At 45.9% G+C, this 25,388-nt stretch carries 27 protein-coding genes and 1 riboswitch; all 27 genes read left to right on the plus strand.

The annotated features are described in order from the left end of the window. The first annotated feature begins 34 nt into the window (after nucleotides 1-34). The 27 genes from NSQ29_RS29265 to NSQ29_RS29395 all read left to right on the plus strand — a co-directional run bounded on the left by NSQ29_RS29265 (nucleotide 35) and on the right by NSQ29_RS29395 (nucleotide 25,341). Nucleotides 35-1,219, plus strand: a complete 1,185-nt coding sequence (locus NSQ29_RS29265; protein ID WP_076285646.1) for an FtsW/RodA/SpoVE family cell cycle protein — start codon at nucleotides 35-37, stop codon at nucleotides 1,217-1,219. Between the two features lie 199 nt (nucleotides 1,220-1,418). Then, entirely contained in the window at nucleotides 1,419-2,603 is a 1,185-nt protein-coding gene (locus NSQ29_RS29270) for an FtsW/RodA/SpoVE family cell cycle protein (protein WP_076285647.1), read from the plus strand. Nucleotides 2,604-2,686: 83 nt separating this feature from the next. Continuing rightward, complete coding sequence (spoIIR, locus tag NSQ29_RS29275) at nucleotides 2,687-3,442, plus strand: stage II sporulation protein R (RefSeq protein WP_341126651.1); 756 nt, start codon at nucleotides 2,687-2,689, stop codon at nucleotides 3,440-3,442. A 207-nt stretch (nucleotides 3,443-3,649) separates the two neighbouring features. Next, nucleotides 3,650-4,891 carry an L-threonylcarbamoyladenylate synthase gene (locus NSQ29_RS29280; RefSeq protein ID WP_341126652.1) on the plus strand — a complete coding sequence of 414 codons (1,242 nt, stop codon included), beginning with the start codon at nucleotides 3,650-3,652 and terminating at the stop codon, nucleotides 4,889-4,891. 127 nt (nucleotides 4,892-5,018) lie between these two features. Further along, nucleotides 5,019-5,591, plus strand: coding sequence for a manganese efflux pump MntP (locus NSQ29_RS29285; RefSeq protein WP_341126653.1), 573 nt, complete (start codon nucleotides 5,019-5,021; stop codon nucleotides 5,589-5,591). 47 nt (nucleotides 5,592-5,638) lie between these two features. Continuing rightward, nucleotides 5,639-6,226 (plus strand): low molecular weight protein arginine phosphatase, encoded by a 588-nt coding sequence (locus NSQ29_RS29290; RefSeq protein ID WP_042192486.1) that lies wholly within the window; start codon nucleotides 5,639-5,641, stop codon nucleotides 6,224-6,226. A 48-nt stretch (nucleotides 6,227-6,274) separates the two neighbouring features. Continuing rightward, nucleotides 6,275-6,357: riboswitch (ZMP/ZTP riboswitch) on the plus strand. A 74-nt stretch (nucleotides 6,358-6,431) separates the two neighbouring features. Beyond that, nucleotides 6,432-7,016, plus strand: coding sequence for a TIGR01440 family protein (locus NSQ29_RS29295; protein WP_340973238.1), 585 nt, complete (start codon nucleotides 6,432-6,434; stop codon nucleotides 7,014-7,016). Nucleotides 7,017-7,129: 113 nt separating this feature from the next. Continuing rightward, a complete protein-coding gene (gene glyA, locus NSQ29_RS29300; RefSeq protein ID WP_042192482.1) occupies nucleotides 7,130-8,377 on the plus strand; it encodes a serine hydroxymethyltransferase in 1,248 nt (415 codons plus the stop codon). Nucleotides 8,378-8,800: 423 nt separating this feature from the next. Next, complete coding sequence (upp, locus tag NSQ29_RS29305; protein WP_042131376.1) at nucleotides 8,801-9,430, plus strand: uracil phosphoribosyltransferase; 630 nt, start codon at nucleotides 8,801-8,803, stop codon at nucleotides 9,428-9,430. A 60-nt stretch (nucleotides 9,431-9,490) separates the two neighbouring features. Then, entirely contained in the window at nucleotides 9,491-10,651 is a 1,161-nt protein-coding gene (gene wecB, locus NSQ29_RS29310) for a non-hydrolyzing UDP-N-acetylglucosamine 2-epimerase (protein WP_042192480.1), read from the plus strand. Nucleotides 10,652-10,828: 177 nt separating this feature from the next. Continuing rightward, the gene (locus NSQ29_RS29315) at nucleotides 10,829-11,062 is read left to right on the plus strand and encodes an AtpZ/AtpI family protein (RefSeq protein WP_042192476.1); all 234 of its coding nucleotides are present in this window, start codon (nucleotides 10,829-10,831) and stop codon (nucleotides 11,060-11,062) included. Between the two features lies 1 nt (nucleotide 11,063). Beyond that, nucleotides 11,064-11,432: an ATP synthase subunit I gene (locus tag NSQ29_RS29320; RefSeq protein WP_341051388.1), complete on the plus strand. Its 369-nt coding sequence runs from the start codon at nucleotides 11,064-11,066 to the stop codon at nucleotides 11,430-11,432. A 29-nt stretch (nucleotides 11,433-11,461) separates the two neighbouring features. After that, the gene (gene atpB / locus NSQ29_RS29325) at nucleotides 11,462-12,229 is read left to right on the plus strand and encodes a F0F1 ATP synthase subunit A (protein WP_042192471.1); all 768 of its coding nucleotides are present in this window, start codon (nucleotides 11,462-11,464) and stop codon (nucleotides 12,227-12,229) included. Nucleotides 12,230-12,333: 104 nt separating this feature from the next. Next, entirely contained in the window at nucleotides 12,334-12,546 is a 213-nt protein-coding gene (gene atpE, locus NSQ29_RS29330) for a F0F1 ATP synthase subunit C (protein ID WP_039877624.1), read from the plus strand. A gap of 97 nt (nucleotides 12,547-12,643) precedes the next feature. Then, on the plus strand, nucleotides 12,644-13,132 hold the full coding sequence (atpF, locus tag NSQ29_RS29335; protein ID WP_042131371.1) for a F0F1 ATP synthase subunit B: 489 nt from the start codon (nucleotides 12,644-12,646) through the stop codon (nucleotides 13,130-13,132). Then, nucleotides 13,129-13,680 (plus strand): F0F1 ATP synthase subunit delta, encoded by a 552-nt coding sequence (locus tag NSQ29_RS29340; RefSeq protein WP_042192468.1) that lies wholly within the window; start codon nucleotides 13,129-13,131, stop codon nucleotides 13,678-13,680. The genes atpF and NSQ29_RS29340 overlap by 4 nt, the downstream gene beginning before the upstream one ends. Nucleotides 13,681-13,691: 11 nt before the next feature. Beyond that, nucleotides 13,692-15,203 carry a F0F1 ATP synthase subunit alpha gene (atpA, locus tag NSQ29_RS29345; protein WP_341126654.1) on the plus strand — a complete coding sequence of 504 codons (1,512 nt, stop codon included), beginning with the start codon at nucleotides 13,692-13,694 and terminating at the stop codon, nucleotides 15,201-15,203. Between the two features lie 153 nt (nucleotides 15,204-15,356). Next, on the plus strand, nucleotides 15,357-16,226 hold the full coding sequence (gene atpG / locus NSQ29_RS29350; protein WP_042131368.1) for an ATP synthase F1 subunit gamma: 870 nt from the start codon (nucleotides 15,357-15,359) through the stop codon (nucleotides 16,224-16,226). A 261-nt stretch (nucleotides 16,227-16,487) separates the two neighbouring features. After that, nucleotides 16,488-17,888 carry a F0F1 ATP synthase subunit beta gene (gene atpD, locus NSQ29_RS29355; RefSeq protein WP_042192466.1) on the plus strand — a complete coding sequence of 467 codons (1,401 nt, stop codon included), beginning with the start codon at nucleotides 16,488-16,490 and terminating at the stop codon, nucleotides 17,886-17,888. A gap of 103 nt (nucleotides 17,889-17,991) precedes the next feature. Beyond that, nucleotides 17,992-18,408, plus strand: a complete 417-nt coding sequence (locus NSQ29_RS29360) for a F0F1 ATP synthase subunit epsilon (RefSeq protein ID WP_042131365.1) — start codon at nucleotides 17,992-17,994, stop codon at nucleotides 18,406-18,408. A gap of 196 nt (nucleotides 18,409-18,604) precedes the next feature. Next, a complete protein-coding gene (locus NSQ29_RS29365; protein WP_042131364.1) occupies nucleotides 18,605-18,862 on the plus strand; it encodes a DUF1146 family protein in 258 nt (85 codons plus the stop codon). A gap of 201 nt (nucleotides 18,863-19,063) precedes the next feature. Then, nucleotides 19,064-20,440: a UDP-N-acetylglucosamine 1-carboxyvinyltransferase gene (gene murA, locus NSQ29_RS29370; RefSeq protein WP_339243784.1), complete on the plus strand. Its 1,377-nt coding sequence runs from the start codon at nucleotides 19,064-19,066 to the stop codon at nucleotides 20,438-20,440. 335 nt (nucleotides 20,441-20,775) lie between these two features. Next, nucleotides 20,776-21,927 (plus strand): stage II sporulation protein D, encoded by a 1,152-nt coding sequence (gene spoIID, locus NSQ29_RS29375; RefSeq protein WP_341126655.1) that lies wholly within the window; start codon nucleotides 20,776-20,778, stop codon nucleotides 21,925-21,927. 61 nt (nucleotides 21,928-21,988) lie between these two features. Further along, complete coding sequence (locus NSQ29_RS29380; protein ID WP_042192459.1) at nucleotides 21,989-22,723, plus strand: M23 family metallopeptidase; 735 nt, start codon at nucleotides 21,989-21,991, stop codon at nucleotides 22,721-22,723. A gap of 276 nt (nucleotides 22,724-22,999) precedes the next feature. After that, a complete protein-coding gene (gene spoIIID, locus NSQ29_RS29385; RefSeq protein WP_019915029.1) occupies nucleotides 23,000-23,287 on the plus strand; it encodes a sporulation transcriptional regulator SpoIIID in 288 nt (95 codons plus the stop codon). 129 nt (nucleotides 23,288-23,416) lie between these two features. Then, a complete protein-coding gene (locus NSQ29_RS29390) occupies nucleotides 23,417-24,415 on the plus strand; it encodes a rod shape-determining protein (RefSeq protein WP_042192456.1) in 999 nt (332 codons plus the stop codon). Between the two features lie 47 nt (nucleotides 24,416-24,462). Beyond that, nucleotides 24,463-25,341: a flagellar hook-basal body protein gene (locus NSQ29_RS29395; RefSeq protein WP_340973229.1), complete on the plus strand. Its 879-nt coding sequence runs from the start codon at nucleotides 24,463-24,465 to the stop codon at nucleotides 25,339-25,341. The last annotated feature ends 47 nt before the right edge of the window (nucleotides 25,342-25,388 follow it).

Genomic DNA, 25,388 nt, shown 5'->3' on the forward strand with positions numbered 1-25,388 from the left:
AAGAAAGCCCAGATTTAGAGTAGGGAGGCAGAACGTGCTTCAGAAGATTAAAAAAATTGATGGTGCTATCGTAGTCGTTCTGTTATTGCTCATGACTGTCAGCATCTTCGCCATATATAGTGTGACTCATGGAAGAGAAAAGCTGGACGGACATCATATCCGTATGATGATGTATTATGCAATTGGCTTTATTGCTTTTATTGGAATGACCTTTTTAGATTACAGAATTTTAGTGAAATACGCGCTATATATTTATTTGTTTGGAATAGGTATCCTGGTACTCGTCAGCTTTTTGGGCGAGACCAAGAATAATGCCCAAGGCTGGTTGTCCCTCCCTGGAGGACTGAGCCTTCAGCCTGCCGAGCTATTCAAGCTAATATTGATTCTATTTCTGGCAGCGATGCTTGTTCGTAAGAATAAGAGTAAACTCTTGTTTTGGCGGGATGTTGTGCCGCTCGGCCTATTAACCTTATTTCCGTTTCTTATTGTCCTTACACAGAATGACCTTGGGAATGCCTTGTCTTACATCGTGATTCTTGCAGGTCTGTTGTGGATTGGAAATATTAAGTACACTCACGCATTAATCGCTTTGGTGATTGTAGCAAGCTCTGCGATTGCCGGAATTATGAGTTATATCCATTATCATGACGAAATTAAAACGTTTCTTAACGATATTGGCCGTTCGCACTGGATTGAACGTTTCGACCCATGGCTTGTTCCGGATAAAGCGACAGCGAAAGCTCTTTATCATACCAAAAACGCCAAGCTTGCGATTGCCTCAGGTGGGATGAGTGGAGAAGGCTATATGAACGGTAGCTCTGTTCAGACGGATCGGGTGCCTTATACGTATTCAGACTCTATCTTTGTGCAGATTGCCGAGGAATTTGGCTTTGTCGGTTCTGCATTTGTGCTGCTACTGTATTTTATCCTGATTCACCGAATGATTCTGATTGCGCTGGAAGCCAGAGATCGAGCAGGTCCATTTCTGATCGTCGGCATTGTCGCGATGATGCTGTATCAGATTTTTGAGAATATTGGTGCGTTTATTGGTCTGATGCCTTTGACAGGTATCACATTGCCATTCATCAGCTTCGGAGGTACCTCCCTGCTTATTAACATGGCCAGCATTGGGCTGGTAATGAGCGTGCGTCTGCATGGTCGAGATGTAGAGGAAGATTTGCCTAAGCCTACTCCTTATGCAGCCGCCAAACAGGTTTAATCACTAAATCAAAAGATAACCGTCAGAAACTCATCTTTTAAGGATGGGAACTGGCGGTTTTTTATTTTGGGATGTGAATCTCTGATATCGGGTGTATTACATAAATTTGGAATTCTGGCCTTGAATGCTCTACAATAGAAAGGAGAGACTTTCCTCAGGTGAGGGTGGTTGGAACCTTAATAGAGTAAGGGGTTTGCGTATGCTTAAAAAGCTCAAGAAGATCGATAGCGTGATTCTTATTGTTCTAGTTATGCTGATGGTGATTAGTATTCTTTCGATATACAGCGTGACTAATGGTAGATTAGTTCAGAAACTAGATGGGTTCCATCTACAAATGCTTAAATACTACATTGTAGGGTTTGTAGCGTTTTTTGTGCTTACCTTCGTGGACTATAGGATATTTGTTAAATATGCTCTTTATATTTACATCTTGGGTATTGGTCTCCTAGTGTCGGTTAGTTTTTTTGGTAAGGTAAAGAACGGTGCGCAATTAGGGCTAGAGATAGGTGGACTTAGCTTTCAACCTGCGGAGCTTTTTAAGTTGATATTGATTCTTTTACTCGCGTCCATACTGGTCCGTAAACAAGGAGCCACGCTAACCTTCTGGAAGGGAGTCGTTCCGCTGGCGCTTCTTACATTGCTCCCTTTTGCCATAGTTATTGTACAGAATGATCTCGGAAATGCGCTAAGCTACATCGTAATATTAATCGGTCTTCTATGGATCGGGAATATCAAAATTTCACATGCACTCATCGGATTACTAATCGTTGGCGGATTGGGTCTTGCAGGAATTCTGAGCTATATTCACTATCATGATGAAGCGGTATATTTTTTTGAGGAGACCCTTGGCAGGAAGCATTTAGTGGATCGTTTTGATCCTTGGCTCGTACCTGATTTGGCGTCAGATGATGCAAGCTATCACACGAAAAATGCTAAAGTGGCTATTGCCTCCGGAGGGATGAGCGGCGAGGGGTACATGCAAGGAAGCTCTGTGCAGAGTAACCGTGTTCCATATACCTATTCGGATGCCATATTCGTACAGGTTGCGGAGGAGTTTGGGTTCGTAGGTTCAGCGCTGCTGTTATTACTCTTTTTTATTCTTCTTCACCGGATGATACTGATTGCTCTAGAGAGTAGGGAGCGTAGTGGCCCGTTTTTGATTATTGGAATTACGGCAATGCTGCTATATCAAATCTTAGAGAATATTGGAGCTTTTATCGGCCTAATGCCGCTTACGGGAATTACACTTCCGTTCATCAGTTATGGAGGCACATCTCTTTTAATTAATATGGCCTGCATGGGGATTGTAATGAGTGTGCATCTTTATGGTCGGGATGTTGAGGAGGATTTGCAGTTGCCTAAGGCGCTTGCTGTAAAATTATAGATTTAATAGATTCATAGGTTTGCAGTCTCTCATCTCTGGACATACTACTAGCATGAGAGTTAAGAGGAGAGGGGCTGCGACAAATGAACGATAATCATATGGATAAAAGAGATTCCTTACGTGTAACTTTTAAGTATACTGCCATTTTAATTTGTTTTTTTATGATCGTTATCATGGCCTGGGAAGGTCAAAAAACCGATGCAGCAGTAGCCGAAGTATCGATTCCGCAGGATTCTATCCGGCTGCGTATTCTGGCGAATTCGGACGGAACACAAGATCAACTAGTGAAGCGGCAAATCCGCGATACAATCGTAGAGCAAATGAACCAGTGGGTAACTGCACTTGAGGACCCACAGAGTTTAGAGCAGGCACGCGCTTTAATTAGAACTCATCTTCCAGAGCTTAATGCACTGGTTGGATCGGAGCTAGAGAAACGCGGCATTCAATATTCATATAAAGTTGAGCTGGGTGTAGTTCCTTTTCCGACCAAATTATACGGTGGAACAGTCTATCCGGCCGGAGAATACGAGGCTGTGCGGGTTACGTTGGGCGAAGGAAAGGGTCAGAACTGGTGGTGTGTACTGTTTCCGCCGCTGTGCTTTATCGATGCGGGCTCCGGAGATGCAGCAGCGCCTGCTGCTAATAAAGGGGCGAAGACCGTCTCGGCTGCCGGGGCAGATAGCGGAGTTAAGGCGCAACCAGCAGTAGGAACAGCTGTACAAGCAGATTCTTCGGCGAAGGATGTTGTGGCAGCGGATTCCGCAGAGCCAGAGGTACGGTTCTTCGTTTGGGAACTGCTGCAAAACCTTTGGAACTGGATTAGCGGATTATGGTCGTAATGCTGATGTTAGCCCTTTGGTTTTGTGGAAATGGTCTATAGTTTTGAATCTAGATATGTTACTATTTCATAAGCAGATCGACTGCGGCGCCTTCATTGGGGCCGCTTTTTGGTAGGATTAGAGTTAATGAACCTCCAGAGTATTTATCCTAAGATTGCAAGAAAAGCTATTGTTCAATATATATCCTGTAGAAAGCCTGTGATGAGAATGAATGAACCACACGACCCTTTATTCGCCGTTCAGCGGCGGAGTGGAAATAGAAATGAGACTGTATATTGGGAACTGGATTTGCTGGAAGATGCAGCTTCGGATTCCGGTGTACTTCAGCCAAGTGAGGAGAATAAGTTAGCCATCGTGGAGGCGGCAGCCATGCTTCGTGAAGGTGGAACGGTCGCTTTTCCAACCGAAACGGTCTATGGACTTGGTGCGGATGCACGGAATACTGCGGCAGTTGAGGCTGTTTTTGCGGCAAAAGGGCGACCGTCTGATAATCCCCTTATCGTGCATATTGCCGATCCAGGTGCTCTGGACGAGCTGGTTACAGAAGTGCATCCTACGGCTGCGGTATTGATGGATGCTTATTGGCCAGGACCGCTGACAGTTGTTCTTCCTGTTCGTGAGGGTGTTTTGTCACCCTGTGTAACGGCAGGACTGGACACGGTAGGTGTTCGTATGCCTGATCATCCGGTAGCTTTGGCGCTGATCAGTGCAGCGGGCTGTCCCGTTGCGGCACCTAGTGCTAACCGTTCCGGTCGTCCGAGTCCGACCTTAGCTTCACATGTGATGGAAGACTTGGCCGGATACATTGGCGGTGTACTTGATGGCGGCGCGGCCGGAGTTGGACTGGAGTCAACTGTTGTGCAGGTGCAGCCTGATGGAAAGGTTGCCGTGCTTCGTCCTGGTGGGATTACTTTGGAGCAGTTAACTGCTGTAGTGGGAGCAGAAGCCATTGCTGCTGAGCCAGCTGTGGTTAAAGAATTTGGAGCTTCCGCAGCAGCGGAAGCTCCAGTAGTCACTGCACCGAAGGAGCGCCACGGTGCAGAAGCTGTTTCCGCCAGCTCGGCGCCACGCGCGCCGGGCATGAAGTACACGCACTACGCGCCGCGCGGCTGGCTCGGTGTGGTGAGCGGATCTTCTCCGCAACGTGTTGCGGATGAAGCCGCGAGTCTACTTCAGGCGGCACAGCTGAACGGCGAAGTAACGGGCTTACTCCTCTTCGAGGAGCATAAGCCCCTCTATCCCGCCGATCCTGCCGCCTGCGTTCTTTCCCTCGGCTCGTTATCCTCGCCGGAGGAAGGGGCGCGCTCCCTATATGCCGCGCTGCGGCGCTTCGATGAAGCGGGAGCGACTTACATCTTGGCCGAGGCTTGTCCGTATACGGGCCTCGGCGTAGCTATTATGAACCGGCTTATGAAGGCAGCCGGTGGTTCCGTCATTGATGCCGGATAGCCACGGCGACCTTTCTATCCAGCTATAGTATAGGTTCTTCGAATCTGAAATCTCCTATGAAGTCATGATTACCCCCTTGTCCGCATATCGTTGTTGTACAAGATATTTCGGACTTGGGGGGTTAAGCATGGGCATAGGAGATGTATATGCCGGTTGGGGACAGACAGTTACTATTGCTATAATGGCGATTGCATTAGGGATGGATGCCTTTTCGCTCGGAGTAGGGATCGGGATGAAAGGGATTCGTCTGCTGCATATTCTGCAAATGAGTGTGCTCATTGCTTTTTTTCATATGCTGATGCCTCTTCTAGGTTTATTGACTGGAAGTTATGTCGGACATTTGCTAGGTCAAGTAACAACTTATGCCGCAGGAGGGCTACTTGTGCTGTTAGGCGGACATATGGTGTATAACTCCTTTCGTAGGGAAGTGGTAGGTACGCGAGCTATGAATCACCGAACCTTATGGGGAATGCTGCTTCTATCACTCAGTGTAAGTGTGGATTCTTTTTCCGTTGGGGTATCCTTAGGGATGTTTGTGAATGGTGTACTTCTGACTATACTAGCTTTTGGTGCCTGTGGAGGTCTGATGTCAATTATCGGCCTGCTTCTTGGGCGGCATGTCAGTCGTGGACTCGGGGAATATGGGGAAGCACTGGGCGGGGCTATTTTATTGGGGTTTGGCTTGCTATTCATCTTTTGATACAATAACGGCATTACAATATTTTAATTTCATGGGGGTGCAAAAGCATGCTGCATATTTTATTCGTCTGCACCGGTAATACATGCCGTAGTCCTATGGCTGAGGGGCTTTTACGAAAGCTTGCGAAGGAACGTGGAATCGACCTGGAAGTGCGGTCTGCAGGTGTATCTGCCATTTCTGGTACTTCTATATCGAGACATGCTGCAGCTATTTTGCAAGAAGAAGGCATTCATGATCATTTAGAGTCGTCGCAATTAACGGGGCAATCCGTCGCTTGGGCCGATCTTGTGCTTACCTTAACCAGTGGACATAAGCAGCATTTGCTACAGTATTTTCCGGATGCCGTAACAAAAACATATACATTGAAGGAATACGTGCATAACGAAGAAGCTGTGACTGAGGATATTAAAGAATTGGACAGCCTTTATGCAGATGCTGAGTTAAGCATAGCTCTAGGTGGTGAACCCAACGCAACGGATCTACAACGAATGATTGAAATCCGCCAGCGTATCCCAAGCTTTGATATTTCTGATCCATTCGGGGGTACGCGTGAAGATTATGAGCTTACTGCTGCTGAGATTCGCACTTCGTTGTTTAGTTTATTAGATAAACTGGAATCCTTACGCCATTTGTAAATGGTTGATTTTCAGTCGGCTTTGCTTTAAGATGAAAGTACAACTAATCGGTTCCGATGTAACTGGCGACAAATGTGGATCAAACCACGATGGAGCATCGGAATAAACGGCCGGTCGCCTGGGCAAAAGAGCAAATCCGCAGCTACCTGCGGACTGCTCTTTTTTGTTTAAATGAAGCTTGTTTGAAGCTTGAGGAGGTAGGGTGATGGACAAAGTTGTGGAGTTATCTTTAACTGAAGCTACTGTCACTGTGTTAAGGGAGTTGGCGGAAGCTGGTAACCTTGGATCTGGTAAAATTGTTGTCCTAGGAGTTAGCACAAGTGAGGTCGCTGGTGTCCGTATTGGAACCGGTGGTGCGCTTGAAGTCGCACAGCAACTGCTTGAAGGGGCTCGTTTGGTCGCAGCGGAAAAAGGATTTCATCTCGTTTATCAGTGCTGCGAGCATCTGAATCGTGCGCTTGTAATGGAACGCTCTTTGCTAGAGTCGCTTGGGCTAAGTCAAGTTTCAGCTGTACCTATACCTGGTGCTGGCGGTTCGATGGCAGCGGCTGCTTATCGCTCTATGAAAGATCCTGTTCTGGCGGAAACGATAGAAGCGCATGCTGGCTTAGACATTGGTGAGACTCTTATAGGTATGCATTTGCGCCGCGTGGCAGTTCCTTTTCGGCCGACCTTACGGTACATTGGAGCAGCTAGAGTGAACGCGGCATGGGCCAGACCTCCGCTAATTGGCGGCGAACGTGCGGTTTACCGTACTCTTGAACAGAGTGATTCACAGGTTTGTGATTGATGGACTTAGATTTATGTTTTTGCAGAAACGTAGACCTAAAGCTTTTTCGTGGCGGGCAAATCGTTTCTATTTAAATACAACATATCTACACACACTAGGGAGGAAATAAGAACATGGAACAATTACGTAAGAGTGACCCGGCAGTACTGGAAGCAATGGAACTGGAACTGAAACGTCAGCGTGCCAACATTGAGCTTATTGCCTCAGAGAATATCGTTAGCGAAGCCGTAATGGAAGCCATGGGCTCAGTGCTTACGAACAAATATGCAGAAGGCTATCCAGGCAAACGGTATTATGGTGGCTGTGAAGATGTGGATATCGTTGAGAATCTGGCTCGTGATCGTGCAAAAGAATTGTTCGGTGCGGAACATGTCAACGTACAGCCTCACTCTGGAGCACAAGCGAATATGGCTGTATATCTCGCTGCACTTAACCCGGGCGACACGGTTCTTGGCATGAACTTGGCGCATGGCGGACATTTAACGCATGGTAGTCCAGTAAATGCTTCTGGATTACTCTATAACTTCGTAGCTTATGGTGTACAAGAAGATACTTTCCTAATTGATTATGACGAAGTACGCAAAGCAGCCTTCAAGCACCGTCCTAAGTTGATTGTTGCTGGTGCAAGTGCGTATCCGCGCATTATTGATTTCGAAAAACTTGGTGCTATCGCCAATGATGTCGGCGCGTTGTTTATGGTAGATATGGCCCATATCGCAGGTCTTGTTGCTGCTGGTCTTCATCCGAGCCCGGTTCCTCATGCTCATTTCGTTACAACTACAACACATAAGACTTTACGCGGTCCCCGCGGAGGTATGATTATGTGCAGACAGCCATGGGCAGCTGCTATCGATAAAGCCGTATTCCCTGGTTCCCAAGGTGGACCGCTGATGCATGTCATTGCGTCAAAAGCAGTCGCATTCGGTGAAGCTTTGCTGCCATCCTTTAAGACCTATGCTGAGAATGTAGTGAAGAATGCAAATGTTCTTGCAGAAACACTGATTAGCGAAGGGGTTAACATTGTATCCGGTGGTACAGATAACCACTTGATGCTGCTTGATACACGCAACCTGAACATTACCGGAAAAGATGCGGAAAAAGTACTAGATTCCATCGGAATCACTGTGAATAAAAACGCAATTCCATTTGATCCTACAAGTCCTTTCGTAACAAGCGGTATTCGTATTGGTACACCTGCGGTTACTTCCCGTGGTATGGACGAGCAAGCTATGGTGGTTATTGGCCGCATTATAGCTAATGTTCTGAAGAATCCGAAGGATGAAGTGAAATTAGCTGAGGCAGCTCGTCAAGTTGCTGATTTGACGGATCAGTACCCACTTTATCCAGAACTGAAGTACTAGTTCTTATTCTCGTATTCATTAATAAATTCACCTCCACCGAGTCCTGATTTTAGGGTTTGGTGGAGGTTTTTTGTTGTTTATTGTTCACAATATTATCTGGGTAAATTGATGGAAAATCATGAAATCAATCATGAAAGTTCATGGAACTTTCATAAACAATAGTGAAAAAAATGTGAATAGTATGAAAAATGCAAATTTGCACAACCTAATCTAGGTTTTATTCCAGAAAAGGCAATGGAATTACCAATCCTTACCTTTATAAGCGAAGGAAGATACAGGGGTAGGGGTTCAATATGGATACATGTGCCTTTCTAGGTGAAATGCGGCGATGGGAATGCTATAATAGACAGGATTTAGCCATAGAGAAGCAAAAGTGCTTTCTAGGGTTATAGACACGACTTACAATTACCGGAGGGACAGGAAATGGGAAAATTGGTGATTTGCGATCATCCTTTAATTCAACACAAACTAACATTTATTCGCGACGTAAGAACAAACACGAAGGATTTCAGAGAGCATGTTGACGAAGTTGCCACATTGATGGCTTATGAGATAACACGTGATATTCCTCTAGAAACCATTACAGTACAAACACCGGTCACTGAAACGGAAAGCAAAGTGATTTCTGGAAGAATGCTTGGGCTTATCCCTATTCTTCGTGCTGGTCTGGGTATGCTTGAGGGCGTTCTGAAGCTTCTTCCTGCTGCTAAAGTAGGACATGTTGGCTTATTCCGTGATCCGGACACGCTTCAACCGGTTGAGTATTACATCAAGCTTCCTACAGATGTACAGGAACGTGAGCTGATCGTAATTGATCCAATGCTAGCTACGGGGGGATCTGCGATTGCTGCTATTACCTCGCTGAAGAAGCGTGGCTGTACACAAATTAAAATGATGAACCTGATTGCAGCTCCAGAAGGTGTTGCTGCGGTTCAAGAGGCTCACCCAGATGTTGATATTTATGTAGCTGCGCTGGATGATCATTTGAATGAGCATGGATATATCGTTCCGGGACTTGGCGATGCTGGAGATCGTTTGTACGGAACTAAGTAAATAGTAATTCATAATAGGATATAAGAAATTTGTTTATTTTTTGATGAGAGGGTAGGGGTTATGTCCAAAATTAAAGTGATGACTATTTTCGGAGTGCGCCCCGAGGCGATCAAGATGGCTCCTCTAGTTCTTGAACTGAAGAAGCATCCTGAGCACATCGAGTCAATTGTATGTGTAACAGCACAGCACAGGGAGTTGCTCGATCAAGTGTTGGAAGTGTTCAATATCACTCCTGATTACGATCTGGATGTGATGAAGGATCGTCAGACGCTTAATGAGATTACTATTCGAGTGCTTGAAGGCCTGGAACCTGTACTCAGAGAGGTTAAACCTGATCTCGTATTGGTGCACGGGGACACATTAACGACGTTCCTTGCAAGCTATGCCTCTTTCCTGCAGCAAATTCAGGTTGGGCACGTAGAAGCAGGACTTCGGACATGGAACAAATTGTCTCCGTATCCTGAAGAAATGAACCGTCAGCTTACAGGTGTATTAGCAGACCTGCATTTCGCTCCAACGGATTGGTCAGCTAGTAATCTGAGACATGAGAACAAAAAAGAATCAAGTATTTATATCACAGGCAACACTGTAACCGATGTGTTTCAATATACCGTACAGCCTGATTACCGGCATCCTGTTTTGGATTTTGCTTCAGGAAAAAAACTTATTTTGATGACTGCTCACCGTAGAGAATCGCAAGGTGAACCACATCGGAATATCTTCCGGGCTGTCAAAAGAATCGCTGATGAATTCGAAGATGTAGCCATTGTTTATCCTGTGCATCCGAGTCCTGCCGTTAAGGAACCTGCACATGAAATTTTGGGTGGACATCCAAGAATTAAGCTGATTGATCCGCTGGATGTCGTGGATTTGCATAATTTTTATCCGCATACCCACTTGATATTGACCGATTCTGGCGGTTTACAAGAGGAAGCTCCTTCATACGGAGTACCAGTACTTGTGCTTCGTGATACGACGGAGCGTCCTGAAGGGATAGACGCTGGAACGCTAGAACTTGTGGGCACGGACGAGGAGAAGGTGTATGCACGGACACATGCTCTTTTGACTGATAATGAGCTCTATCAGTCGATGAGTCGGGCCGCCAACCCGTACGGAGATGGCAAAGCCTCCCAACGAATTGTCAATGCGATTTTGCACCATTTTGGTGTGAATAAGGAGCGTCCTGAAGAGTTTCACAGAATGTTCACAAAAAATAAATAATTTCATTTAAAGTAATATCTGATCTGATTAAAATCAACATACAGTGAAACTGTACGGTTTATATGGTTTTGGAACATTTTGCTGTGATTATTTTCATGTTTTCAAGGGTTTTTGGGCAATGTTCAATGAATTGACAAAGACTCCAGAAATTCAGTAAAATTAGTTGGGATTGTAGCCATGAAAGAACAAAATAGCAGGGACAGCTTGTTACAGACCGCGCTTATCATTGGAAGTGCAGGCACTATACTCGCCGCTTACATTGTTATTGGTTTTTTTGCGGCAAGGTGGCTGAAAGACTTGATGGAGGGGCCAAAATATTGGCTCGCTATTGGCACTATAACCGGAATGATTCTGGGAATTGTGAACGTCGTCCTGTTAATTAAAAAATTTTTGGGGGAGCAGAATGGATAATATGACTCCCATGATCAATACCGTCACTAGAGTTACGCTCGTCCTTATGGCAGGACTCTTAATGGGCTGGGCGCTTCATCATGAGACCAGGGATTTTACACTGGGCATGACTCTGGGTCTGGTGGCGGGATTGGTAAACTTTCGTTATCTGGCCGTCAAGGTTCGACGGGTAACGCAGTCGATTGCGAGCAACGAAGGGAATGCCTTCAGCCTCGGTTTTGTTACACGGATTAGCTTCGCAATTTTGGTCACTATGTTCGCGGTCAAGATTGAGCATTTCTCCCTGGTAGCAACTGTTTCAGGCGTATTCATTCCTCAGCTTCTCGCCATTCCTGCGGGGATATATCTGAGTGTGAAGAACAAACTTTAACCAGATTAAAGAGAAAGGGGGATGATACTATGCATGAGATGCCGAAAATCTTTGTCGGGGGAATACCGATAGATATATCAGCCGTATTGATGCTTCTGATCAGTTGTACAGTAGTATTTGTGCTGGTGATGCTGTCGGTTCGTAAGCTTTCGGTTGAGAATCCATCTAAGCTTCAGAATTTTATGGAATGGGTTGTTGAATTTGTAGAGGGTGTCATAAGCAGTGCCATGGACCTGAAGAAAGGAAAACCTTACATATCTTTGGGGCTAACGTTGATTCTGTTTATCTTTGTTTCCAACCTTCTTGGATTGCCTTTCTCAGTTGTAACTGAAGCACATGGACCTGTAACCGTGTTTGGCCATGTGATTGAAGCAACCAGGAACTTGGCGCATGGTGATCATGTTGAGATCTTATGGTACAAGTCGCCGACTGCTGACATTAATATCACTGCAGGATTGGCAATTATTGTGTTTATACTGATGAACTTCCTGGGCATTAAGCTCAACGGCAAGCATTATTTCAAACACTATATTGAGCCGTTTCCAATCTTTTTGCCACTGAACATTATCGAGAACCTGGCAAAACCAGTAGCGCTGGCTATTCGTCTATTTGCTAACATTTTTGCCGGAGAAGTACTGATTACAGTCATTTTGAAGTTGGGGATTCTCAGTATTCCGTTCCTGGCTGTATGGCAAGGCTTCAGTATTTTCGTCGGGGCACTACAAGCGTTTATCTTTACGATTCTGACGATGGTTTATATCGCACAGATGACGATTCACGAAGAAGAAGCACATTAATGAACTGCTGCGAAGGGAACGGTTATTGTCTAATTTTCTTTCGCGGGAGATATCTTATATCATTAAACACATTATGAACCGAAATTAAAGGAGGATATTTACAAATGGAATTTTTAGCAGCAGCAATAGCGGTTGGATTGGGTGCACTTGGCGCAGGTCTTGGTAACGGTATGATCGTTAGTAGAACAGTTGAGTCCATCGCTCGTCAACCAGAAGCTCGTAACGCGCTTCAAACAACAATGTTTATCGGTGTAGGTATCGTCGAAGTTATTCCGTTGGCAGCAACAGTTATCGCATTCCTGATCATGTTTTCTTAATAAACCGTATTTACGGTTTGGCGGGGACGGCCGATGCCATCCGCGCCTTACTTTTGTATACGTCCGCATGACGCGGTAACGGAAGGGAGTGACCTCAGTGGAAATTGTTTGGACAAACATCGTATTTTCAATTGTAGCCTTTGGGATTCTATATTTCTTGCTCAGTAAGTATGCGTTCAGCAAACTGTTCGCAGTTATGGAGAAACGCCGTGAGCTGGTAATGCAGCAAATGGATGAAGCTGCGAAGACTAGAGAGCAAGCGGTCGCGTATGTGGAAGAGCAGAAGCAGGCGCTGAACAGTGCACGCCAGGAAGCTCAACAGATTATTCAACAATCGCAAATTACTAGTAATCAACAGGTAGAACAAGCTTTGGCGCAAGCTAAAGTTGAAGCTGCACGCGTCAAAGAAGAGGCCGTGCGCGATATCGAGAACGAGAAGAATAAAGCAGTGGAAGAGTTGCGCAGCGAAATTGGAACGGCATCTGTTCGTATTGCTTCTAAACTTCTTAAGAAAGAAGTTAGTGCTAGCAGTGAGCAGGAGCAGCTTGTGAACCAATACCTCAATGAGGTAGGAGGCCGATCATGAGCCGCGATACGGTAGTTGCCAAGCGCTACGCTAAAGCATTGTACAGTGCAGCGGTAGAGAAGGGGATTACCCTTGAAGTAGAAGAACAGCTCAAGGCAGTGGTCGAAGTATTACATTTAGACCAAGAGGTACAGCGGTTTATTCTTGCACCACGTATCTCGGAGTCCGACAAGCTGAAAGTGCTGCGCACAGCACTTCAAGATAAGCTCTCTCCTATTGTGATGAACATTGTAGAACTGTTAGTAGAGCGAGGCAGAACCGATATTTTTGCCGAACTGCTGGATACGTATATCAAGATTGAAGGAGACGCTCTTGGCATTGGTGATGCTAAGGTATACTCCGTTTATTCTTTAAGTGAAGAAGAACAAGCGGCTGTAGCTGCAGAATTCGGCCAGCTAGTAAACCGTAAAATTCGGGTTACGAATGTGGTCGATCCAAGCCTGCTGGGAGGACTGAAGGTTTATATCGGCGATACGCTGTATGACGGAAGTCTTTCTAGTAAATTGGAACGTCTCGAGAAATCCTTTAATGATAAGCATAGAAGATAGGGGTGAGGATATTGGGCATCAGACCTGAAGAGATCAGCACTTTGATCAAAAGTCAAATTGAGCAATATAAAGCCGATATCGAAGTTGCCGAAGTGGGCACCGTCATTCAAGTCGGAGACGGTATCGCTCGTGTCTACGGTCTGGAAAACGCAATGGCAGGCGAGTTGCTAGAGTTCTCCAACGGTGTAGTGGGCATGGCGCTCAATCTGGAAGAAAGCAACGTCGGTGTTGTAATTCTGGGTGAGTACAAGGAAATTCGTGAAGGCGATCAAGTAAAACGTACTGGACAAATCATGCAAGTTCCAGTTGGAGAGGCCCTTCTGGGTCGTGTTGTTAACGCACTCGGTATGCCGCTTGACGGTAAAGGCCCAATTCAAACGACGGAGTTCCGTCCGGTTGAGAATAATGCTCCTGGTGTTATCGACCGTAAATCGGTTCATGAGCCAATGCAAACTGGTCTTAAAGCGATTGATGCGATGGTACCAATTGGTCGTGGACAACGCGAACTTATCATTGGTGACCGTCAAACAGGTAAGACTGCAATCGCAATCGATGCGATTATCAACCAAAAAGGCAACGGAATGAAATGTATTTATGTTGCCATTGGACAAAAACAATCCACAGTAGCACAGGTTGTAGAAACTCTCCGCCGTCATGGCGCGTTGGAATATACAATCGTTGTAACTGCTTCGGCTTCAGAGCCATCCCCACTGTTGTATATTGCTCCATACGCAGGTTGCGCAATGGGCGAGTACTTTATGTACAAGGGCGAACACGTATTGATCATTTATGATGACCTTTCAAAACAAGCTTCGGCTTATCGCGAATTGTCCTTGCTGCTTCGTCGTCCACCGGGTCGTGAAGCGTTCCCTGGTGACGTGTTCTACTTGCACTCCCGTCTTTTGGAACGTGCGGCTAAGCTTAGTGATGAGCTTGGTGGTGGTTCATTAACCGCGCTTCCGTTCATCGAAACACAAGCATCTGACGTATCGGCTTACATTCCTACGAACGTAATCTCGATTACAGATGGTCAAATCTTCCTTGAATCCGATCTGTTCTACTCTGGTCAACGTCCGGCGATCAACGTCGGTATCTCCGTTTCCCGTGTAGGGGGATCCGCTCAGATTAAAGCGATGAAGAAGGTAGCTGGCTCGCTCCGTTTGGATCTTGCTCAATATCGTGAACTTCAAGCTTTCTCACAGTTCGGCTCAGATCTTGATAAATCCACGCTTGCTCGTCTGAATCGCGGAGCACGTATGATGGAAGTTCTGAAACAAGGTGTAAATCAGCCGTTGTCTGTTGAACATCAAGTGCTTAGCTTGTACACAGCTGTAAAAGGATACTTGGATGATATTCCTGTTAAAGACGTAAAACGTTTTGAAAAGGAATTCCTTGCTTACATGGACAGCAGTGCTGCTGAAGTTGCTCAATTCATCAGAGATACCAAGGATTTGACAGCAGATAACGAAGCCGCTCTTAAAGCAGCGATTGATAAATTTAAAAGAGGCTTTGCTACTAGCTAATATAGATCGTACCTAAACGATTCTTACTAAGTGAGCTTTGGCTCTGCCGAAGCTCAGGCTATTACTTATAAAGTTGGCTTTGAATTCGTCAAAGCTAAGAAGATGCTTACGAAGTTAGCTTTAACTCCGTTAAAGCTTTAAGGTGGTGAAATCATGGCAAGAAGCATGCGTGATATTAAACGTCAAATTAAGAGTGTTCAAAACACAAGACAGATCACAAAAGCGATGGAAATGGTAGCCGCCTCCAAGCTGAGAAAAGCCCAGGAGAAGGCAATTGCCGCCCGTCCTTATGCTGAGAAGCTGAAAGAGGTTGTATCGAGCATTGCTGCCGGTACAGAAGGCGTTCAGCATCCCATGCTGGTCAGTCGCCCTGTGAAAAAAACTGGTTATCTTATCGTGACCTCTGATAGAGGGCTTGCGGGAGGATACAACGCTAATATTTTACGTAAGGTGACGATGCTCATCGCGGAACGACATAAATCCAAAGATGAGTACGCCTTGTTCGTTATCGGTCGTAAAGGCCGTGACTTCTTACGCCGCCGTGAATATCCGATTGTACAGGAAGTTACTGAGCTATCGGATGCGCCGAAATTTGCTGACATTAAGTCTATTGCTAATTCGGCAGTACAACAGTTTGTAGATGGTACGTATGATGAGTTGTACGTTTGCTACAACCAATTCGTCAATGCGATTACCCAGATCCCAACCGTTGATCGACTGTTGCCTATGGAAGGCGTAGGGAATCATGAGCATCATGAAGCGACTGCAAATTACGAATATGAACCTTCACCAGAAGGCGTACTCGAAGTACTACTTCCGAAATACGCCGAAACTTTGATTTATAGCGCAATTCTGGATGGCAAGGCCAGTGAGCTGGGTGCGAAAATGACAGCGATGGGCAGTGCAACAAAGAACGCGTCGAAAATGATCGGAGAACTTACCCTTACGTACAACCGTGCCCGTCAGGCGGCAATTACGCAGGAAATTACCGAGATCGTGGCCGGAGCGAACGCTCAGTCTTAAAAATACAAGAACAGTTAAGCAGCGTGCTTGACTTGCCTTGTATTTTACGAGAAACAGTGCCGCGTGGAGCGATACATAGTATCGCCCGCTTCTGGAGTATGGCTCCTTAAGAACGGCACTGCAGTTCTTCTTAAAATATAAGTAAGTATAGGTTTTACACTATACAAAATGCTTATATTTCTACGAGAAACGGTTGTCATCTTTATATGACGACAACGTCGTTTCTTCTTGATGTAATAGCTTTCGAGGAGGGAAATGAAGATGAACAAAGGACGCGTTGTAAGCATTATGGGTCCGGTTGTCGATATTGAATTTGAACGCGGCCAATTGCCCGAGATATTCAACGCTATCAAAATTGAAACCGTCTTGGACAATGGTCGCCAGATTAACCTAACACTTGAGGTTTCCAATCACTTGGGAGACAATTTGGTACGTTGTATCGCGATGTCTTCTACAGATGGTCTGGTTCGCGGACTGGATGCGATTGACCAAGGTGGTCCTATTTCGGTTCCTGTTGGGGAAGCGACATTAGGCCGGGTATTTAACGTACTTGGAAATCCAATTGATAACGCTGGTGAAGTTGTTGCTGAAATAAAGAACCCGATTCACCGTTTGGCTCCGACATTTGATGAATTGTCGACACAAGCCGAAATTTTGGAAACGGGTATTAAAGTTATCGACTTGCTTGCACCTTACGCTAAAGGCGGTAAAGTTGGTCTGTTCGGCGGTGCCGGTGTAGGTAAAACAGTAACGATTCAAGAATTGATTAATAACATTGCCCAAGAACACGGCGGTATTTCCGTATTCGCAGGTGTGGGTGAACGTACTCGTGAAGGTAATGACCTTTATCACGAAATGACGGACTCCGGCGTTATTAAGAAAACAGCAATGGTGTTCGGACAAATGAATGAGCCCCCAGGCGCGCGTCTGCGCGTAGCTTTGACCGGTCTTACTATGGCGGAATATTTCCGTGATGTAGAAGGTCGCGATACGCTGCTCTTTATCGATAATATATTCCGCTTTACCCAAGCGGGTTCCGAAGTATCCGCTCTTCTCGGACGTATGCCGTCCGCGGTAGGTTACCAACCAACCCTGGCTACTGAAATGGGTCAGTTGCAAGAGCGTATCACTTCTACCAAAAAAGGCTCCGTTACTTCCATTCAAGCAATCTACGTACCAGCGGATGACTACACTGACCCTGCTCCGGCAACTGCGTTTGCTCACTTGGATGCAACAACTAACCTTGAGCGTAAGATTTCCGAGAAGGGGATTTTTCCAGCGGTTGATCCACTGGCTTCCAGCTCGCGTCTGCTAGCTCCGGAAATTGTTGGTGAAGAGCATTACAATGTGGCACAAGGTGTTAAACAATTGCTGCAACGTTATACCGAACTTCAAGACATCATTGCCATCTTGGGTATGGATGAATTGAGTGAGGATGATAAGGTTATCGTAGCTCGTGCTCGTAAAGTTGAGCGGTTCCTGTCACAGCCTTTCCACGTAGCTGAACAGTTTACCGGCTTCAAGGGTAAATACGTGCCAATCAAAGAAACTGTACGTAGCTTTAAGGAAATCCTGGATGGTAAGCATGATGATCTTCCAGAAGCAGCGTTCCTTTTTGTGGGTACAATCGAAGAAGCGGTTGAAAAAGCGAAATCGATGTAACACTGAGCTTAGTGAATGCTTTCGAAGCGGGCTTTACTTCGTAAAGCTAAGTGTATGCTTTCGATGAGAGCTTTACTTCGTAAAGCTTTAAGGAGGAATGGAAGTGAATACCTTTTTGTTGGAAATTGTCACGCCGGAGCATCTCGTCTATTCTAAACAAGTGAATAGCTTGACAGTACGGGGAGTCGAAGGCGAGTTGGGTATTTTGCCGGGACACATTCCGCTTGTGACTCCACTTCAGGTTGCTCCGTTATCCGTCAAATCGGACGGTGTTACGATCTCCATCGCCGTTCATGGCGGTTTCGTTGAAGTGCATAAGGACAAAGTAACAGTGCTGGCCGAAAGTGCTGAGCTGCCAACGGATATTGATGTTGAACGCGCCGAGGCTGCTAGAGAACGCGCTCAGCGCCGTCTCCAGACTCGTAGCAAACAAGATGATATCGATCACCGCCGTGCGGAGTTGGCGCTGCAACGCGCTGTTACACGGATTAAAGTGTCCACTGGTAAAGGACAACAGTAGGATATAAGCGGTCAAGCTCTAAGCTTGACTGCTTTTTTTGTTATAGTAATCTATGTAGTAAAGGTTAAGATTTCTTCATTTTTTTGGATATTGGCATTGAATTGTTTAAAAATTTGTAAAAGTACTGGATTCTTTTGCCCTGCGCAAGTATGATATAAGAGTCGATTTCCGAGTAATACGAACACGGAGGGTTAGCATGGGGGATATATTGTCCAATGGATGGTCTAGTGCCGCTGGAACCAGCAGCATGATCTCAATGATTGTTTCTTTGCTCAGTGTTGTATTATCTTGGTGGGCATTGCAGAACCTTAAGCTGGATTTGGTCATAAGATATCCCAAGAGTCCTCAAGGAAGGCTGCTGCACTTGCTTTTGGCTATTGTACTTGGTCGTTTAGTTGCAGGATTCTTTTTGGATTACCTTAGCTGGAGTGGGATGATCCGCTATATGTTTTAGGAATATGTAGTTTGGTTATAAGTGTCATAGGTCGCAATGGTCAAAAAGTGTCGAATAATAAGGTTTTATTATGTCAACACTGAACTTTAAGGAACATGCCCGGCTGAATGGGCGTATTGATGGAGTATGCGAATTTTTTTGCAATTACTTTTAATCTAAAAAAATAATTTAAGAAATAATGGACGCGGAGGGAAACCGAAAATGAGCAAATTTATCGTCCGCGGTGGCAACAGATTGACCGGGAGCGTGAAAGTTAGCGGCGCAAAAAATTCCGTATTACCGATCATAGCCGCCTCTCTATTGGCAGAAGAAGGAGTAAGCGTCATTGTGGACGCACCTCCGCTTGATGATGTAATGACGATTTCAAAAATGTTGGAATCTCTGGGTGCAGGGGTTACATATCAAAACGATATTATCCAGGTGGATGCTACAAACATCACTTCCTGTGAAGCACCTTATGAATGGGTACGGAAAATGCGGGCATCTTTTTTAGTCATGGGTCCTCTGTTATCACGGCTTGGTCATACAAGAATTTCTTTGCCTGGTGGCTGCGCCATTGGCACACGACCGATTGATCAGCATTTGAAAGGATTTGAAGCGCTTGGTGCGGAGATTAGTCTCGGCCAGGGCTACATTGAAGCGAAAAGTAACGGTCGCCTGCGCGGAGCAAAAGTGTATTTGGATGTAGCTAGCGTGGGTGCGACCGAAAATATAATGATGGCAGCGGCACTCGCCGAAGGTGTGACCGTGATTGAGAATGCGGCTAAGGAGCCTGAAATTGTCGACCTGGCCAATTATTTGAATGGTATGGGCGGAATCGTTCGCGGTGCGGGTACAGGTGTTATCCGTATTGAAGGCGTAGAACGTCTGCATGGCGTTAAACATCATGTGATTCCTGACCGTATTGAAGCTGGTACCTATATGGCTGCCGCAGCAATTACAGGTGGGGACGTATATGTAGAAGGCGCAATCGCTGATCACTTGGGACCTGTTATTGCTAAGATGGAAGAGATGGGTGTGACCATTATTCCTGATGAGAATGGGGTTCGTGTAATTAGTGACAAACCTCTTAAAGCTGTTGATTTGAAGACTTTGCCGTATCCAGGCTTTCCAACGGATATGCAGTCACAAATGATGGCATTATTGCTGCGCTCTGAAGGAACTAGTGTCGTTACAGAAACTGTATTCGAGAACCGGTTCATGCATGTGGATGAATTCCACAACATGAATGCTGAGATTAAGATCGAAGGCCGCTCAGCAATCGTTACAGGTAATGCGCAATTGGTTGGAGCCAAGGTTTGTGCTACGGATTTACGTGCGGGAGCTGCGCTTATTTTGGCAGGTCTTGTTGCTGAAGGCACTACTGAGGTAAGCGGAACTCATCATATCGACCGTGGATATGTACATTTGGCTGAGAAGCTGTCTGGACTAGGTGCGGAAATATGGCGTATCTCCATGGAAGACACAGCCGCGCAAACGGTGAAGGACGAAACTCTTAAATCAGAAGTAGCCAAGAGCGAATCAAGCAAAAGCGATGAGGTTAAACCTCGCTTTCAGGTTCAAGCAACTTGGGTATAATATCAGTCATTAAGTGAGAACAGGCTGCAGTGATGCGGCCTGTTCTTTTTTTAAATATAAGAGTTTATATGTTCTACGCTATAAAATATCCTTATATTTCTCGCATAAACGCTTACCGTCCTTATAGGGACAGAGAAGGCGTTTTTGCTTGTATTATTAGAAAGTAAATCTGAATCCTCATCTAATGAGGATTTTTTTTCGTTTGTGATTTTTTAACGCGGGGCATAGTGATAGATACGAGAAAGCTAGTCTCTTTCTCTCAAATATTGTTCTAGTAGTTGCTGTAAATTCATATCTATAAGAATCAACAGTGACTCACGGAAGGAGCCATAGAGATGAAAGATTTCCGCTACTTGCGACGTAATAAGTCAACGCGCTGGCACTCGCGTCCCCTTGCTCCCCGGCTCAGGCGCCTCAGTCCCGCCGCCTGGCTCGCAGCGCCTATCCTGGCGGCGCTGCTGATTCCACTGGCGGTTGTCCCGCTGCACCGGGGACAACCGGCGCCTCCGGCCTTGCCGACGGTAACGACCTCACCAGCCGCACCAGCGGGGCCGGAGGCGGCTGCGCAGGAAGCGCCGCAGCCGAAGGTCTCCGTCTATTTGTCGCGTAGCGGACAAATAGAGACGTTGCCGCTGGAGGAATACGTCAGCGGCGTGCTTGCGGCCGAGATGCCGGCAAGCTTTGAGCTTGAAGCGCTCAAAGCGCAGGCCGTAGCGGCCCGAACCTTTATCCTTCGCCGCCTGCTGGCTGGCGACAGAAGCGGCGTCCCCGTTCCGGGGGCGGATGTAACAGATACGGTAAGCCATCAGGCTTACGTATCTAAGGATACGCTGGAACGGAAGTGGAAGCTCGGCGGAAGAAGCGCCGACCTTGCAAAGCTTCAGCGCGCGGTCCTTGAGACGCGCGGTGTCATTATGACCTATAAAGGGCAGCCGATTACGGCCTCCTTTTTCGCCTCCAGTGGAGGATATACCGAGAACTCGGAAGAATACTGGAATGCAGCGATTCCCTATCTGCGCAGTGTAACTAGTCCTTGGGAGAAAGAGATTACCCCAAACTATGCGGTGACATCTACATTCACCATCTCGGAAATACTTACTAGACTTGGGCTAAACGACAGAGTAATTCCTGCTTCAAAAAATACTACCCAATCAGGCATGACAAAAAATATCTCTACTTCCTCTGAATTGCCGGTAGAAGTGTTGTCTCTCACCACTGGACATCGGGTTAAGGAAATCTCTATTGGAGGTACTATTTTTACTGGAAGAGAAGTGCGAGAGAAGCTAGGGTTACGTTCCAGCCAATTCAGTTGGGGGCGAAAAGGGAATAAAATCTATATAACTACCTTCGGAAATGGGCATGGTGTGGGAATGAGTCAGTGGGGAGCTAATGGGATGGCGAAGGAAGGCGGAACGGCTACTCAAATTCTCAAACACTATTACAGTGGTATCTCTTTTACGCAAATCTCAACTCTTCTGAAAAAATAACTTGAAAGATACGTATAAAAGATAGAAGCCCGGTAACACTGGTTACTGAGGTGATAACCATATGAATGAACAAGACAAAAACAAAACAAACCATGATGAATCTCTCAAAAAATCGCAGGGAGATTCAGGTGCTAAACCTTCTTCATGGAGCAAGATGTTATCTAAACGTTGGGTGTTCCCAGCAGTCTACACGGCGGCAGCGGCAATTATACTAACTTTGGTGTGGGTCTATCAGGATGCCGGCCAAAAACCGCTGGACACCGCCGCCACATCACAGCAAGTAGGAGCTTCAACTAACGAAGCTGGTACTGCAAACAGTAATCCAGATGCCCTTGAAGTTCTTGCTTCAGCGGAAAGCTTGGTTTGGCCAGTAGCCAATCCAGGTGAAGTAGAAGTGGTCAAACCGTATTATGATGAGAATGGTACAGAGGACAATCACGTTGCCGCAATGGTGCAGTATAACGACAAATTTATTCCTAATGTCGGTATCGATCTTGCCCGTGAAGACAACAATACGTTCGACGTCAAAGCAGCGCTTAGCGGTGAAGTTACTAGAGTGGACGATGTTGCAGTGTTAGGTAAGGTCATTGAGATTACCCATCAAGGTAATATGAAGACCGTCTACCAAAGTCTTGGCGAAACGAAAGTTAAACAAGGCGATGTTGTGAAGCAAGGAGATACGCTTGCAACCGCAGGTCGCAGTGAAATCGAGAAGGACCTTGGCAATCATGTACACTTTGAAGTGTATAAGGATGGCAAAGTAGTTAATCCATCTGAGTTACTGCCAGGTCGATAAGAATATTTACTGCAGGGGGCTAACGCCCCCTGTTATGCTTGTATGTAAATAAGGCTCTTCGTAAGCAGCATGCTTATAAAGAGCCTTATTTTTCTATGAGAAACGGTTATTGTCTTTAAAGGACTAATGACATTCCGCCTTGCTAATAACAAGGCTTCTTGGGTTGTCCATTAAATAAAATGAGCCTTCATAGGCTTGTCATGTCTTGAAAGCGCGAATATATAAGCCCGCCCCTCATATAATGTACCAAACTATCCACAGTTGGGAGGCGGGAGCGTGCACGATTACATCAAGGAACGTACGATCAAAATCGGACGCTGCATCGTGGAAACCAGGCATACGGTCCGGACCATAGCCAAGGAATTTGGCGTTTCAAAGAGCACGGTGCACAAAGACTTGACGGAGCGTCTGCCAGAGATCAACCCTGATCTGGCCGATCAGGTGAAGCACATTCTTGAATATCACAAATCCATCCGACATCTTCGGGGGGGAGAAGCCACAAAAATTAAATATAAAAAAACGACGGGGAAAAAACGTGAGGTTGCTGTAGCATCAAAGCCATAAGATTTTCGGAAATTTAAGGAAATATTCAGCTTTAAAACATTGTGTAGTTCCCCTAAAGTATGTTATTTTTAAATTTAGTACTAACTGCTGTTTTTTCAATTAAAATAACACTTTGGGGGCTCTTTCATTATGTTTAGCAAGGATATCGGAATCGACCTCGGCACGGCCAATGTGCTCATACATGTTAAGGGAAGGGGAGTCGTTCTGGATGAACCTTCCGTGGTCACACTTGAAAGTGATACGAAGAGAGTCCTTGCGGTGGGAGAACAGGCACGTCGCATGGTTGGACGTACACCCGGAAATATAACAACTATCCGTCCTTTACGGGATGGTGTCATTGCAGATTTTGAAGTCACGGAAATGATGCTGAAGTATTTTATCGACCGTGTTGGCGGTCGCACCTGGTATTCACGGCCTCGCATTCTGATATGCGCCCCTACAAATATTACATCTGTGGAACAAAAGTCCATTCGGGAAGCGGCAGAACGTAGCGGGGCTAAGGAAGTATTTATGGAAGAAGAGCCAAAGGCCGCTGCGATTGGAGCGGGAATGGATATTTATCAGCCAAGTGGAAACATGGTCGTCGATATCGGTGGCGGAACGACGGATGTAGCCGTACTTTCTATGGGCGACGTCGTTACCGCTTCTTCGATTAAAGTCGCTGGAGACAAGTTCGATGAGGCCATTTTAAGATATATTAAACAAAAGTATAAATTGTTGATCGGTGAACGGACAGCAGAGGATATTAAGGTTACTATTGGTACGGTTCGACCTGGTTTGATGAAGTCCGAAATGGATATTCGTGGCCGGGACATGGTAAGCGGACTTCCCCAAACGCTCACTATTACGGCGGCTGAGGTAAAGGAAGCATTATGGGATCCGGTTTCTTCCATTGTGGCTGCAGCAAAATCGGTACTGGAGCGTACACCACCAGAATTGTCTGCGGACATTATTGACCGGGGTGTTGTTCTTACTGGTGGAGGCGCTTTGCTTAACGGATTGGACGAGCTACTCTCAGAAGAATTACATGTACCTGTTTGGGTAGCGGAAGACCCTATGCACTGTGTGGTAAAAGGAACAGGAATTATGCTGGACAATTTGGACAAGGTCGTTAAGAAAAAGTTCTAAGCAGCCGATATAAAAGGTAGCATTAGATTCGGAAGGAGACTACCTTCATGATAAGAGGATTATATACGGCCGCTGCAGGTATGGTTGCGCAGCAGCGTAGACACGATACGGCAACACAGAACATCGCTAACTTAAATACAACGGGATATAAGCAGGTTGACAGTGTTAATCATGCTTTTCCGGATGTCTTGATCTCGGCTATGATTAATGGCAATACCACGCCGGTGGGGCGCCTTAACACGGGAGTTTTTGCAGAACAGTCAATATCCCAATATTTACAGGGTGATTTAAGGGAGAGCGGCAAGTCTATGGATTTTGCTTTATCTACAGATTTGCAAGTCGCCGACCCTGTGACGGGTCAAAATATAGCCTTTGATGGTTCAGGGAAATATGTAAGTCCTGAGGGTGAGGTTATTTACCGTCCACAGGCTTTCTTTACTGTTCAGGATGCTGAGGGCAATAACTTATTTACCCGAAATGGAAACTTCTCAGTAAACGCGGCTACGGGAGAAGTGTTGAGCAGTGGAGGCTTCAAGGTTCTGGATTCCACTGGCAAGCCTCTTGTCTTGACAGGAAATCAGGACACCCTTAAAGTGGACGGGCAGGGGAATGTACTAAATCCAGTAACAGGACTTCCGACAGGGACCAAGATTGGTGTGAGTGTAGTTACAAAGCCGCAGGAGCTTGTGCGTGATGGTAAAGGTGTGTTTCACGCTGATGATATAGCGGCGGCAGACATTCGTTACTCCAATGCAACTGATAACTTACAGGTGCGTCAAGGATATTTAGAGGGCTCCAATGTTGACCCTACTCAGGTTACTGTTGATTTGAATGCCGCATACCGGGCGTATGAAGCGAACCAAAAGATCGTCCAATACTATGATAGCAGCTTGCAGAAGGCTGTAACTGAAGTCGGCAGGGTATAAGTGCTGCTTATGAAATGGTTTTACAGGTACAGCTTATAGGAGGTTTG

Source organism: Paenibacillus sp. FSL F4-0236 (assembly GCF_038000135.1).
Lineage (GTDB): Bacteria > Bacillota > Bacilli > Paenibacillales > Paenibacillaceae > Paenibacillus_AQ.